Genomic DNA, 13,118 nt, shown 5'->3' with positions numbered 1-13,118 from the left:
GGCCGGCGCGCGCATCCCGGTGGCGGGGGGCATGGCGGCACACCGCGCACCGGCTAGCCTCGACGGGTGGCAACCGCGCTGGTGATCGAGAACGACCCGACGGACGACGCGCGCCGGCTGGGTGAATGGCTGACCGAGGCTGGGCTGGAGCTGCGGGTGGTCCGCCCGCACGCCGGCGACGAGCTCCCCGCCGACCTGGAGGGGTACGCGGCGTTCGTGGTGCTGGGTGGCGACCAACAGGCGTACCCGCTGCCGGACGGCTCGCCCGGCGCTCCCTGGTTCCCGGCGGTGGAGGGCCTGCTGCGCAAGGCCGTCCGCTACCGGGTGCCCACCCTGGCGGTCTGCCTGGGCGCGCAACTGCTCGCCACCGCGCATGCCGGTCTGGTCGAGCGGAGCGCGTCCGGGCCGGAGATCGGCCCCGGCGTGGTCGGCCGGCGCGACGCCGCCGAGCACGATCCGTTGTTCCGGTACGTGCCGCTGATCCCGGACGTGCTCCAGTGGCACGCCGACGAGATCACCGAGCTGCCCCGGGGCGCCACCCTGCTGGCCGCGTCCACCCGCTACCCGCACCAGGCGTTCCGCCTCGGTGACCGGGCGTGGGGGTTGCAGTTCCACATCGAGTGCGACGCCGCGATGATCGCCGACTGGGCGACCGACTCGACCCAACTCGCCGAGCTGGGCTACGACCCGGAGCTGGTGGTGGCGGCCTGCGCCTCGGTGCTGGCCGATGTCGAGGAGGTCTGGCAGCCGTTCGCCGCCCGGTTCGCCGCGCTGGCCCTCGGCGAGCTGGACGACAGCACGACGCGGCGCGGCCTGCCGCTGCTCGGGCACTGATGAGCCGGCCGACCAGGGCACCGGGCCGGCTCGCCCGCTACGGCTTCGGCACCGCCGAGGGCGACGGCGGCGCACGCGCCGCGGATCTGCTCGGTCCGGACGGGCTGCGGCTGTGGCGGCCGGAGGAGCAGGAGCCGGCCGACGAGGCCGCGGCGGAACTGCTCGCCGCACTGTCCCGGGCCGCCGACCCGGACCTGGCGCTGCGGCAGCTCCATCGCATCGTGGAGACCGAACGCCGCACGAGCGCAGGCAGCGCCGGGGGTCGCACGAGCGCCGCAGGCAGCCCGAGCGCAGGCCGCGCCGGGGTCAGCCCGAGCGGCGGCAGCGGCGGGGTCAGCCCGAGCGCAGGCAGCCCGAGCGGCGGCAGCGCCGAATCGTCGCTGCTCGCGGACCTGCACACCGACCCCGGCCTGCGGCGGCGACTGGTCGCGGTGCTCGGCGCGTCGGCGGCGCTCGGTGATCACCTGGTGGCCAACCCCGAGCACTGCCTGGCGCTGCGCACCGCCGCGGACGGGCTCGCGCCGATCGCCGAAGGGCGGCTGGAGCCGACCGGCGATGGTAACCCGGTGGCGGTGCTGCGGACCGCGTACCGGCTGGCACTGTTGCGGATCGCGGCGGCCGACCTGACCGGCGGGCGCGGCCTGGAGCAGACCATGGCCGCGCTGTCCGCGCTTGCCGACGCGACGCTTGCCGCGGCGTACGAGATCGCCGTCACGGAGCTGGCGGAGGGCACCGGGCGGCCCCGACTCGCGGTCGTGGCGATGGGCAAGTGCGGCGGTCGCGAGCTGAACTACGTCTCCGACGTGGACGTCATCTTCGTGGCGGCCGAGGACGCCGACCTGTCGGCCGCGACACTGGTGGCGACCCGGCTGATCCAGATCTGCGGGCTCGTCGCCTGGCCGGTGGACGCCGCGCTGCGCCCGGAGGGCAACCGGGGCCCGCTGGTGCGTACCCTGGCCAGCCACCTGGCCTACTACCGCAGGTGGGCGCGCACCTGGGAGTTCCAGGCACTGCTCAAGGCCCGCCCGGCCGCCGGTGACGTGCCGCTGGCACAGGAGTGGATCGACCAGCTCGCGCCACTGGTGTGGCGGGCGGCCGAACGGCCCGAGGCGGTCGAGGACGTCCGCGCCATGCGACGGCGGATCATCGACCACATCCCGCCGAAGGAGTTGGAACGCGAGATCAAGCGCGGCCCCGGCGGGCTGCGCGACATCGAGTTCGCAGTCCAGTTGCTGCAACTCGTGCACGGCCGCGTCGACGAGACGCTGCGCGGCCCCGGGACCATCCCGGCGCTGCGCGCGCTCGTCGCCGGCGGCTACGTCGGTCGGGCCGACGGTGAGGCGCTGCTGCGCGGCTACCGCTTCCTGCGCGGCGTCGAGCACCGACTCCAGCTCCAGGGCCTGCGTCGTACGCACACCGTGCCCAGCGAGCCGGGCGCGTTGCGCTGGCTCGCCGCCGCGCTGGGTTTCACGGCCACGCCGGGGCACAGCGCCGTGGAGAGCTTCCGGGCCGAGTGGGTCACCCACGCCACCGAGGTACGCCGACTGCACGCCAAACTGCTCTACCGGCCGCTGCTGGAGTCGGTGGCCCGGGTGCCGGCCGACGGGTTGCGACTCACCCCGGAGGCGGCCAGTCACCGGCTGGAGATCCTCGGCTTCGCCGACCCGGCCGGGGCGCTGCGGCACCTCCAGGCGCTCACCGGCGGGGTGAGTCGCACGGCCGCCATCCAGCGGACGCTGCTGCCGGTGCTGCTCAGCGAGTTCGCCGACGCGCCGGAGCCGGACCGGGGGCTGCTCAACTACCGCAAGGTCTCCGACGAACTGGGCAGCACCCCCTGGTATCTGCGGCTGTTGCGCGACGGTGGCCCGGTGGCCCGGCGGTTGGCCCGGGTCCTCGCCCTGTCCCGGTACGTGGCGGACCTACTCGCCCGGGACCCGGAGGCGCTGCGGCTGTTGGCCGAGGAGAACGAGCTGGCTCCGCGTCCGCCCGAGGTGCTGCGGGAGGGGTTCCTGGCGGCGGCGGCCCGGCACACCGACCCGGTCGAGGCCACCCGCGCGGTGCGCGCGCTGCGACGTCGGGAACTGGTCCGGGTGGCCTGCGCGGACGTGCTCAGCCGGGCCGGCGCGCTCGCACCCACGCCGAACCGGCCCGACGGCACGAACCGACCCGTACCCGGGCTGCTCGACATCACCGAGGTCGGTACGGCACTCGCCGACGTCACCGACGCCACGCTGGCCGCCGCGCTGCGCGCCGCCCGGGCCAGCCAGCCGGCGCCAGCAGGGTTGCGGTTCGCGGTGATCGGCATGGGACGGCTCGGCGGGTACGAGTCGAACTACCTCTCCGACGCCGACGTGCTCTTCGTCTACGACCCGCCCGCCGGTGCCGGCGAGAGCGAGGCCAGCGCGGCGGCGCACGCGATCGCCGAGGAGCTGCGCCGACTACTCGGCGTACCCGCCCCCGACCCGCCGCTCGGCGTCGACGCCGACCTGCGCCCGGAGGGCCGGCAGGGTCCGCTGGTGCGAAGTCTCGCCGCGTACGCGGCGTACTACGCCCGCTGGTCGCGGGTGTGGGAGGCGCAGGCGTTGCTGCGCGCCCGGTTCGTCTGCGGCGACGCCGACCTGGGTGCCGAGTTCGCGACGATGATCGACCCGGTGCGGTACCCGGCCGACGGGCTGACCCGCGAGCAGGTCGTCGAGATCCGCCGGATCAAGGCCCGGGTGGAGACCGAGCGGCTGCCCCGGGGTGCCGACCCCGCCACCCACACCAAGCTGGGTCGGGGCGGGCTCGCCGACGTGGAGTGGGCGGTGCAGCTCGTCCAGCTCCGGCATGCGGGCCGGATCCCGGAGCTGCGCGGCACGCGTACCCTCGATGCCCTCACGGCGGCCAAGCGGGCCGGCCTGGTCGACCCGGCGGACGCCGCGGAGATGGCCGCCGGGTGGTCCCTGGCCGCGCAGGTCCGCAACGCGTTGATGCTGGTCCGGGGTCGGGCCGGCGACCAACTGCCCCGGCACGGGGTGGAGTTGGCCGGCGTGGCGCGGCTGCTCGGGCGCGACGACCCGGGGGAGTTCCTGGACGAGTACCTGCGCACCGGCCGCCGCTCCCGTGCCGCCGCCCAGCGGGTGCTGGAGGGGTAGCGGGCGCGTCAGCTACCGAGGGTGTATTCGCCGGGGCGGGGCACCGTGACGGTGGTCCAGGCCCCGTCGGCGGAGACCGTGGCGCCGCCGGACGCGACAAGCCACCGGCTGTGCCGGACCCGGACCGCCACCGGACCGGCGGTCGGGGCCCGGAAGGTCACCGTCGCGCCGTCGGCGCGGATCAGCTCGGCGGGCGCGGCGACCAGCGGCGTCGGGTCGGCCACCGCCCAGACCCGCCAGTGCGGGCCGGACCAGACCGGCGTCAGGTACGGCAACCCGCCCTCGACCAGCTCCGCCTCGGCCCGCCCCACCCAGGACAGCGGGGCGTCCGGCAGCGCCACGAACTGCACGGCGTTCTCCGCCAGCCAGGCCCGGTAGCTGCTCGGCGTCAGCGGCGTGCCGGTGCCGGCCGCGCCGGGCACGGTGGTGAAGAACAGCGGGTTGCGGTCGATGTCGGCCTGCCGCAGCCAACCCCGGGCCAGCGGCACCTCACCGAGGCGGGCCGCCTCCCAGTAGTTGCGGGTCGGCGGCACCTCGACCCGGCCGGTGAGCCGTTGCCCGGCCAGGAAGGCGCGCAGCGGCGCGTGGTAGCCCGGCGCACTCGTCGGGTCGCCGATGCCGAGCAGGTCGGCGGGGACCACCGGCGGCTGCCACACACAGACCGCCACCAGCAACGCGGTCAGACCCACCCCGCCGCGCAGTCGCGCCGGCCGCGACCGCCTCGCCGCGGACCCGGCTGCGGCGGCGCTGGTCCGGGCGGCGCTGGTCGGGGTGGTGCTGGTCGGGGTGGTGCTGGTCGGGGTGGCGTCGGTCGGGGCGGTACGCCTCGCCGAGCGGAGGGCCAGGCGCGCGGAGAGCCAGGCGGGCGGGCGGGCCGCGGCGGCCAGCACCGGCAGCGCGAACATCGTCACCAGCCGGGTCGCGTTCAACCCCACCGGCGTGTGCACCGCGGCGGCGGCGAGCACCCCGGCGGCGGAGAGTAGCGCGCCGAACCGCACCGGCCGGCACGTCACCAGTGCCGCCACCAGCAGGCTGGTCAGCACCGCGCGGATCGTGTCGGTGCGGCTGATGTTCATCCAGCCGCCGTCGCCGAACAGCAGCGCCGTCGCGGCCAGCGGCACCGCCGCCGCGACACCGAGCGCCAGGCCGTCGGCGTACCGGCGGGTGAGCAGCAACGCGACGCCGACCAGGCCGACGAACAGGCCGGCCACCGGGCTGGTCGCCGAGGCCAGCAGCGCGGCGAACGCGGCGAGCGCGAGCCGCCCTCGCCCTCTGTCGCCTCGGGGTGCGCCCGGACTCAGCGCGAGCAGCGCGGCCAGCCCGAACGCCACGCCCAGGGCGTAGGTGACCCGGCCGGAGACCAGGTTGCCGACAAGCGTGACCACCCCGACCAGGCTGCCGAGCAGCGGTCGGGGCACCTCACCGCGGACCAGCAGCGCGGCCAGCGCGGCGGCCGACGCCACGAGAGCCAGCGCGCCCGTCACCCGCACGCCGAACAGTGCCATCAGGGGCTGGGAGAGCAGGCTGTAGCCGAACTGCTGCACCCCCGCGTACCACCGCAGATCGACCGGGGTGGGCCCGTGGGCCGCGAAGAAGTCCGCCCGGGCCACCTGCGCGGCGAGGTCCGACCCCATCAGCGGCAGGGCCAGCCAGAGCGCACCGAGCACGACTGCGGAACCGGTGGCCACCGCCACCACCCGACTGCGTCGCATGCCCACCTCCGTACCGCGACCACCGTACTGGCAGCATGTCCGGCGTGCCTCACCACCTCGCGCGTTGGATCGGCCTGGCGGGATCGGCGTTGCTCGCCGTCGCCGCGTTCCTCGGCGGCGCCCTGCCCGGCTCCCCCCTGCGTTCCAGCCCGGTCAGCATCTGGCAGGGCCCGAACGGCCCGCTGGTCCTCGCCGCCTGGCTGGTCGGCACCGCGTTGCTTGCCTACGCCTGGTGGGCGCTGCGGGACTCGGTGCCATCGACCCGCTGGGCGTTGACCACCGTCGGGCTCTGGCTGCTGCCGGTGCTGATCGCGCCGCCGCTGGCCAGCCGGGACGTGTACGCGTACGCCTGCCAGGGCGCCAGCTACGCCGCCGGGATCAACCCGTACGAGCAGGGCGTCTCCGCGCTGCCCTGCCCCTGGCTGGACACCATCTCGTACATCTGGCGGGACACGCCCGCGCCGTACGGGCCGCTGTTCGTGGTGCTCTCCGCTGCGGTGGTCAAGGCCACCGGCTCGCTGACCGGCGCGATCGTGGTGTTCCGGCTGATCGCGGTGGCCGGGGTGGCGCTGACCGCGATCAGCCTGCCGGTGCTGGCGCGCCGCGCGGGCGTACCCGCCGATCGGGCGATCTGGCTGGCGCTGGCCTGCCCGCTGGTCGCCGTGCACCTGGTCTCCGGCGCGCACAACGACGCCCTGATGGTCGGTCTGCTCGTCGCCGGACTGGCCGTGATCGTCTCGCGGCCGGGCCGCCCCGGCCCGCTGCTCGCCGGTGGCGCGCTGCTCGGACTGGCCGCCGCGATCAAGGTGACCGCGGCGGTCGTGGTGCCGTTCGCGGCGTTGGTCGCGATCGTCGGCGGGTACTCGATCCGGGCTCTGTTCCGGCACGGCGGGTGGGTGGTCGGCGGCGCGGTCGCCGCCGTGGTCGGGGTGACCGTCGCGGCGGGGCTGGACTTCGGCTGGGTCAGCGGGCTGGCCAGCGGCGGTGACGCGATCGCCTGGACGTCGCCGTCCACCGCGGTCGGCCAGACCGTCGGCTACCTGGCGCTGCCGTTCGGCGGGCACGTCGACGCGCTGCCGGTCACCCGGGGGATCGGCGTGGCGGTGCTCGCGCTGCTGCTGGTCTGGCTCTGGTGGCGGGCCCGCACCCGGGAGCCGCTGTGGCACGCCGCGGTGGCGTTGACCGCCACTGTCGCCCTCGCGCCGATCTTCCACCCCTGGTACTGGATCTGGCCGTTGGCCGTGCTCGCGGCCACCGCCCGACGGACCGGATGGTTCACCGTCGTCGCGCTCGTCGCGTCGTTCCTGGTGCTGCCCGACGGCACCGGCCTGCCCCGGTTCACCAAGACGGTCGGGGCGCCGCTGATGACGCTGTTGGTGATCGCCCTGGTCGTCTGGTTGGTACGGTCGGCTCGGGTGGCCCGTCAGCCGGTCGCCGCCGATTGAGGGAAGGTGCGCCGGTGACCGCTCCCGGCGCGTCGCCCCCGCCGGCTGGTCCCGGGGTCGCGCGTTCTGCCCGGTACGCGGGGCTGGTCGGCGCGGTCCTGCTCGCCGTCGCCGGTTACCTCGGCGGGGCACTGCCCGACGCCCCGCTCGGCGCGACACCGGAGTCGATCTGGCGAGCCCCGGGCGGCCCGGCGACACTGGCCTGCTGGCTGGTCGGCACCGGGCTGCTGGTCGGGGCGTGGTGGTCACTGCGCGAGACGGTGCCGTCGACCCGGTGGGCGTACGGCACCGCCGGGCTGTGGGCGCTACCGCTGCTCGTCGCGCCGCCGCTGGGCAGCCGGGACGTCTACTCGTACGCCTGCCAGGGCTGGACGTACGCGCACGGCGTCGACCCGTACGCCGTTCCGGTGGCGGCGGCGGGCTGCCCCTGGGCGGACGCGGTGGCACCGATCTGGCGGGACACCCCGGCACCGTACGGGCCGGTGTTCGTGCTGCTCGCGGCGCTCGCGGTGGTGCTCGGCGGCGGCCTCACCGGCACGATCGTGGCGCTTCGGGGCATCGCCGTGGCGGGGCTGCTGCTGGGCGCTCTCTGCCTGCCCGGACTGGCACGTGCGGCCGGGGTGCCCACCCGGCGGGCGGTCTGGCTGGCGCTGGCCGGCCCGCTGGTCGGGGTGCACCTGGTGGCCGGGGCGCACAACGACGCGGTGATGCTGGGCCTGCTGCTGTCCGGGCTCCTGATCGTGGTCCGCCGACCGGGTCGGCCGTCGGCGCTGCTGCTCGCCGGGGTGCTGCTCGGATTGGCGGTGACGGTGAAGGCCAGCGCGGTGGTGGTGGTGCCGTTCGCCGCGCTGGCCGCGGTGCGGGGCCGCCACACCGTACGGTCGTTGGTTCGTGACGGCGGCTGGCTGACCGGGGGGTTGCTCGCCGCGCTGCTGGTCAGCTCGGCGGTGTCCGGGCTCGGGTTCGGTTGGGTGGGCGGGTTGACCCACAGCGGTGACTCGGAGCAGTGGACGTCGCCGCCCACCGCCGTCGGCCTGGTCGTGGACTATGCCGGCGCGCTGGCCGGGCGGGGCCCGCAGGCGGTGCCGGTGCTCCGGGCGGTGGCCCTGCTGCTGCTCGCGGTCGTGCTGGTGGTGCTGTGGTGGCGGGCCTGGCGGGCCCTGCGGGCCCCGGATGATCCGCCCCTGGCCCGCCCCTGGGTCACGCTGCACGGCGCCGGCCTGGCCCTGGCCGCCACGGTGGTCCTGTCCCCGGTCTTCCACCCCTGGTACGCGACCTGGCCACTGGTGCTGCTCGCGCTCACCGCCCGGCGGACGACGTGGTTCGTGCTGCCGGCCGCGGCGGCGGCCTTCCTCGCACTGCCCGACGGCACCAACCTGGCCCGCTTCACCAAGGCCCCCGGCGCCCTGGCGATGACCACCCTGCTCCTCGCGGCCCTCCTCCTGCACACCCTGCGCAGGATCTCCCAACCGCGCTGATCACGAGGTTGGTGGCGGTGTCGATCTCCGAACGCCCCGCCAACCTCATGATCAACGAAGGGTGTGGTCAGGATTGCCTGCCGCAGGTCGGGCAGGCTTCGTGGCCGCGCCTGGTGCTGGGGGTCAGGCGGGTGCGGGACCGGAGGGTCAGGAGCAATACGGCGGGACCGACGAGCGCGACGACGACGGTGGTCATGGCCAGCGCCGTGAAGCTGACGCCGCCACGTGTCGGGACGATGGCATCGCTAAGGGCGGGCACCGCCAGGAAGCCGGCGGGGGTGAGCAGCGTGACGAACGCCCAGCCGCCGCGGGTATCGCGGCTCATCGCCAGACCCGCCGCCAGCAGCGCCCCGGCGACCAGCAACAACCCACCGACAGCGGGCAGGAAGTGCAGGACGGTGAAGCCGTAGTAGCTGTAGCCCGCTTCCAATCCCACCAGGAATTCCGTCGCCGCCACCGCCACCAACGCGGACACCAGCGGCGCGAGGCGGATCGCCCTCGATTGTCGGTCCGGCAGGGCGAGCCCCAGCAAACCCAGGGCCACCTGCGGTATCAGCACGTACAGCGGCGGTCGGGGCGCGTCGAGCAGCACGGCCACCGGTGGCAGCGCCAGCGTGAGCAGAAGCGCGAGGGCGATGGTCAACCGGGCCACCCGGCTCGGCGCGACGGCCGTCGCGACCGCCGCCAGCAGCCAGCCCGCCCACGCGACGACACCGAGCGAGACGAAGGGGCCGACGCGGGGTACGCCCCATTCCACCGGCGCCGGATGCAACTCCGTCACGCCCCAGACACCGGCGAGGACGCTCGCGGTGACCATGGACAGCAGCGCCGCGAGGCGTACCCCGGGAACCAAGCTTGCGACGCCGCCGGCCCGCAGTCGCTGGCGGAGCCCGCCGCGGAGGAGGTCCGCGGCGTCCGCGGGCGAGGGCCAGCGGCGACCCGGGTCAGCCAGATCGAGGTACGTCCCGACGATCTCGGCGCCCCGGGATCGCCGGTAGTCGACGGGGTAGGCGCGCAGCAGCCGCAGGTAGCGACGCTCAAGCTCGGTCATGCCAGCCCTCCGGCCACGCGCGGGGTGATCGGTCGGGCGGTGCGGGCCCGCTCGGCGAGCCGGGCGGTGGCGGCCTCGACGTTGCGACGCAGCCGCTCGGTCTCGGCGGTCAGCGTGGCGTCGCCGGTGGGGGAGAGCCGGTAGTAGCGGCGCAGCCGGCCATCCACCACCTCCTCCCGGTCGACCTCGACGAGGCCGGCGTCGACAAGCCGGTCCAGTGCCCCGTAGAGCGTCCCGGGGCGCAGCGACACGCGGTTGTCGGAGAGGGCGGCGACCTCGCCGATCAGGCCGTAGCCGTGCATCGGCTCGGCGGCGAGCGCGGTGAGGATCAGGAAGGTGGGTTCCCGCAGCGGTGTATCCATCGCTGCAATGTATCGGACGCGAAGGTATATCGGAAGACGTTATAAAGCCGCCGGGGGGGGGGGCGGGGGCGGCGGGGGGGGGGCGGGGGCGGGGGGGGGGGGGGGGGGGCGGGCGGGGGGGGGGGGGGCGCCCGGGGGGGGGGGGGGCGGGGGGCCCCGGGCGGTTTTTAGCGTTCTTTTATTTTCTGCCGCGGCTTTTCGGGGGCCCCCCCCCCCCCCCCGCGGCGGGGCCCCCCCCCCCCGGGGGCCCCCCCCCCGGCCGGTGGTGAGGTGACTGCTCAGCAGTCGTAGTACATGGCGAACTCGTGCGGGGTCGGGCGCAGGCGCACCGGGTCGACCTCGTTGGCGCGCTTCCAGTCCACCCAGGTGGAGATCAGGTCCGGGGTGAAGACGCCGCCGTCGAGCAGGTAGTCGTGGTCGGCCTCCAGCGAGTCGAGCACGGCCGGCAGCGAGCCCGGCACCTGCTTGACGTCGCCCCACTCCTCCGGCGGGAGGTCGTAGAGGTCCTTGTCGATCGGCGTCGGCGGCTCGATCTTGCTCTTGATGCCGTCCAGGCCGGCCATCATCATGGCCGAGAACGCCAGGTAGACGTTGGCCGACGGGTCCGGAACGCGGAACTCGACGCGCTTGGCCTTCGGGTTGCTGCCGGTCACCGGGATGCGCGTGCAGGCCGACCGGTTGCGCTGCGAGTAGACCAGGTTGACCGGCGCCTCGAAGCCCGGCACCAGGCGACGGTACGAGTTGACCGTCGGGTTGGTGAAGGCCAGCAGCGACGGCGCGTGGTGCAGCAGACCACCGATGTACCAGCGGGCCATGTCGGACAGACCCGCGTAGCCGGTCTCGTCGTAGAAGAGCGGCTCACCGTTGAGCCACAGGCTCTGGTGGGTGTGCATGCCGGAGCCGTTGTCACCGAAGAGCGGCTTGGGCATGAACGTCGCGGTCTTGCCGTTGGCCCACGCCTCGTTCTTCACGATGTACTTGAAGAGCTGAAGCTGGTCACCCGCGTGCAGCAGGGTGGAGAACCGGTAGTTGATCTCGGACTGGCCGGCGGTGCCCACCTCGTGGTGCGAGCGCTCCACGTTGAAACCGGTGTCGACCAGCCGGCGCACGATCGAGTCACGCAGGTCGGCGTAGTGGTCGACCGGCGGCACCGGGAAGTAGCCACCCTTGTACGCGGTCTTGTAACCACGGTTGCCGCCCGGCTCTTCGCGGCCGGTGTTCCAGGCGCCCTCGACCGAGTCGATGTAGTAGAACGACTGGTGCGCCGAGGTCTCGTGGCGGATCGAGTCGAAGATGTAGAACTCCGCCTCGGCACCGAAGTAGGCGGTGTCGGCGATGCCGCTCGCCGCCAGGTACGCCTCGGCCTTTTTCGCGACGTTGCGCGGGTCGCGGCTGTATGCCTCGCGGGTGAACGGGTCGTGGATGAAGAAGTTCAGCGCGAGCGTCTTCTGCGCGCGGAACGGGTCGATGAACGCGGTGGCGACGTCCGGGAGCAGGAGCATGTCCGACTCGTGGATCGCCTGGAAACCGCGGATCGACGAACCGTCGAACGCGAGGCCGTCGGTGAAGAGGTCGTCGTTGACGGACTCGACCGGCAGGTTGAAGTGCTGCATCACGCCGGGCAGGTCACAGAAACGAACGTCGACGAACTTCACGTCCTCGTTCTTGAGGTATCGCAGCAGTTCCTCGGGATTGGCGAACACACATCCTCCTGGCACGTCCACGGGGTGGCTAGGCTTCTGGCGACGCTAGGGCCGGGCGGTTGCCCGGCCGTGTCTCCGTTGTTTCTGCCGTGTTACGTCCCTCGTGGGACGTGGGTGACGCTCCCGTTCACGCCTCCGGCCCGCCACGAACGCCGTACCGACTGTGCCAGTGTAGTGACATCTGATGCCTTTGGCCCGAATCAGCACACCGTGGCGGCGGTCCCGGCAAGCCCTCGTGCCGACGCGGATACCCTTGACCGCTGTGACCAACCCGCACGCCCCGGCAGCGCCGGCCACCGACCCCAGCTTCACCCCGCCGAGCCTCGGCAAGCGGTTCGGGGCGCTGATCATCGACTGGGTGCTCTGCCTGCTGGTGTCCAACTTCTTCGCCGACCCGGTACGCGACGGCTGGGCGCCGGTGCTGGTGTTGGTCCTGGTGTACGGCATCTTCCTCGGCCTGTTCGCCCAGACGCCGGGCATGTACATCACGAAGATCCGCTGCGTGAGCTGGCGCGACGGCGGCCGGATCGGAGTGCTCCGCGGGCTGATCCGTGGCCTGCTACTGGCGCTCGTCGTCCCCGCGCTGATCATGGACGAGCACCGCCGTGGCCTGCACGACCGGCTCGCCGACTCGGTCGTCGTCGACGCCCCCCGAGGCTGAGCCCCCCGGGGCCCGTCCGACGTCCCGGGCCCGCCCGGCGTCCCGGGCCCGCCCGGCGTCCCGGGCCCGTCCGACGTCCCGGGCCCGCCCGGCGTCCCGGGCCCCTCCCGCGCCCTCGGTCCCTCCGTCCCCGGTCGCAGCCCCGTGCCAACCTGCCGCCCCGCGATCTTGCACTTACTGTCGCGACATAAGGGGTCATCCCGCGCATCTCGGCGACCGAAAGTGCAAGAGCGGCGGGGCATGCGGCCTTGCCCCCTGCCGCCCGGCCCGCCCGAGATCGTGCTCGATCCTGGGTGGCAACGCCGTTGCGGTAGGGCTGTGGCCGACGGGTCAACCCGCTGCTGACTGACGGGGCTTGTAGATCACGACACGTCGAGCAGGGGAATCGCGCCGATCTTGCACTTTCTGTCGCTGATTTCAGCGGGAATGTTCACTAATGTCGGGGCAGAAAGTGCAAGATCGCGATGCAGGCTCGGCGATCATGGCGTGGAGCGCCTGGTGTGGTGTTCTGCGGGCTCCTTGCGTCCGTTAATTCCCGCCTCTTGAGGCCAACTGGAACCAGGATCGAGCACGATCTTGACCGGCGACGGGGCCCGGGCCGCCCTCCGGCGGCCCACGCGTCCGCATCCGGGCAAGATCCTCACAACTTCAGGGATGTTGCTGCCTCCGGCGCGTCTGAGGCAGCAACATCCCTGAAGTTGCGACGATCTTGGCGCGGGGCGCGGGGCGCGGGGCGCG

Annotated in this window: 9 protein-coding genes; 5 read left to right on the top strand and 4 right to left on the bottom strand. The window is 74.0% G+C overall.

Translation table 11 applies throughout. The features are described 5' to 3' along the window. Window positions 1–66: 66 nt before the first annotated feature. Complete coding sequence (locus tag ACGFIW_RS33345) at window positions 67–834, top strand: type 1 glutamine amidotransferase (RefSeq protein WP_393324399.1); 768 nt, start codon at window positions 67–69, stop codon at window positions 832–834. Next, window positions 834–3,968, top strand: a complete 3,135-nt coding sequence (locus tag ACGFIW_RS33340) for a bifunctional [glutamine synthetase] adenylyltransferase/[glutamine synthetase]-adenylyl-L-tyrosine phosphorylase (protein WP_393324397.1) — start codon at window positions 834–836, stop codon at window positions 3,966–3,968. The genes ACGFIW_RS33345 and ACGFIW_RS33340 overlap by 1 nt, the downstream gene beginning before the upstream one ends. An 8-nt stretch (window positions 3,969–3,976) precedes the next feature. On the opposite strand, the gene ACGFIW_RS33335 is transcribed toward ACGFIW_RS33340, so the two are convergent. After that, window positions 3,977–5,680: a hypothetical protein gene (locus tag ACGFIW_RS33335; protein WP_393324395.1), complete on the bottom strand. Its 1,704-nt coding sequence runs from the start codon at window positions 5,678–5,680 to the stop codon at window positions 3,977–3,979. Between the two features lie 44 nt (window positions 5,681–5,724). On the opposite strand from ACGFIW_RS33335, the gene mptB (ACGFIW_RS33330) reads away from it, so the two are divergent. After that, entirely contained in the window at window positions 5,725–7,125 is a 1,401-nt protein-coding gene (gene mptB / locus ACGFIW_RS33330; RefSeq protein ID WP_393324392.1) for a polyprenol phosphomannose-dependent alpha 1,6 mannosyltransferase MptB, read from the top strand. A gap of 14 nt (window positions 7,126–7,139) precedes the next feature. Then, window positions 7,140–8,603, top strand: coding sequence for a polyprenol phosphomannose-dependent alpha 1,6 mannosyltransferase MptB (mptB, locus tag ACGFIW_RS33325; protein WP_393324389.1), 1,464 nt, complete (start codon window positions 7,140–7,142; stop codon window positions 8,601–8,603). Window positions 8,604–8,670: 67 nt separating this feature from the next. Here mptB (ACGFIW_RS33325) and ACGFIW_RS33320 read toward each other — a convergent pair whose 3' ends face one another. The 3 genes from ACGFIW_RS33320 to glnA form a co-directional block, all read right to left on the bottom strand. Next, a complete protein-coding gene (locus ACGFIW_RS33320) occupies window positions 8,671–9,654 on the bottom strand; it encodes a hypothetical protein (RefSeq protein ID WP_393324387.1) in 984 nt (327 codons plus the stop codon). Beyond that, window positions 9,651–10,016 carry a PadR family transcriptional regulator gene (locus tag ACGFIW_RS33315; RefSeq protein WP_393324384.1) on the bottom strand — a complete coding sequence of 122 codons (366 nt, stop codon included), beginning with the start codon at window positions 10,014–10,016 and terminating at the stop codon, window positions 9,651–9,653. The genes ACGFIW_RS33320 and ACGFIW_RS33315 overlap by 4 nt, the downstream gene beginning before the upstream one ends. 278 nt (window positions 10,017–10,294) lie before the next feature. Then, window positions 10,295–11,719 carry a type I glutamate--ammonia ligase gene (gene glnA, locus ACGFIW_RS33310; protein ID WP_393324381.1) on the bottom strand — a complete coding sequence of 475 codons (1,425 nt, stop codon included), beginning with the start codon at window positions 11,717–11,719 and terminating at the stop codon, window positions 10,295–10,297. A 262-nt stretch (window positions 11,720–11,981) separates the two neighbouring features. On the opposite strand from glnA, the gene ACGFIW_RS33305 reads away from it, so the two are divergent. Continuing rightward, entirely contained in the window at window positions 11,982–12,380 is a 399-nt protein-coding gene (locus ACGFIW_RS33305) for an RDD family protein (protein WP_393324378.1), read from the top strand. The last annotated feature ends 738 nt before the right edge of the window (window positions 12,381–13,118 follow it).

The organism is Micromonospora sp. NPDC048935 (assembly GCF_043197875.1).
Classification (GTDB): domain Bacteria; phylum Actinomycetota; class Actinomycetes; order Mycobacteriales; family Micromonosporaceae; genus Micromonospora.
The sequence above is the reverse complement of the archived record's forward strand: the minus strand, read 5'-3'. Positions and strand labels throughout refer to the sequence as shown.

Coding starts and splice junctions, on each gene's coding strand:
- ACGFIW_RS33340 (WP_393324397.1), top strand. CDS start 834: ATGAGCCGGCCGACCAGGGCACCGGGCCGGCTCGCCCGCTACGGCTTC.
- ACGFIW_RS33335 (WP_393324395.1), bottom strand. CDS start 5,680: ATGCGACGCAGTCGGGTGGTGGCGGTGGCCACCGGTTCCGCAGTCGTG.
- ACGFIW_RS33320 (WP_393324387.1), bottom strand. CDS start 9,654: ATGACCGAGCTTGAGCGTCGCTACCTGCGGCTGCTGCGCGCCTACCCC.
- ACGFIW_RS33315 (WP_393324384.1), bottom strand. CDS start 10,016: ATGGATACACCGCTGCGGGAACCCACCTTCCTGATCCTCACCGCGCTC.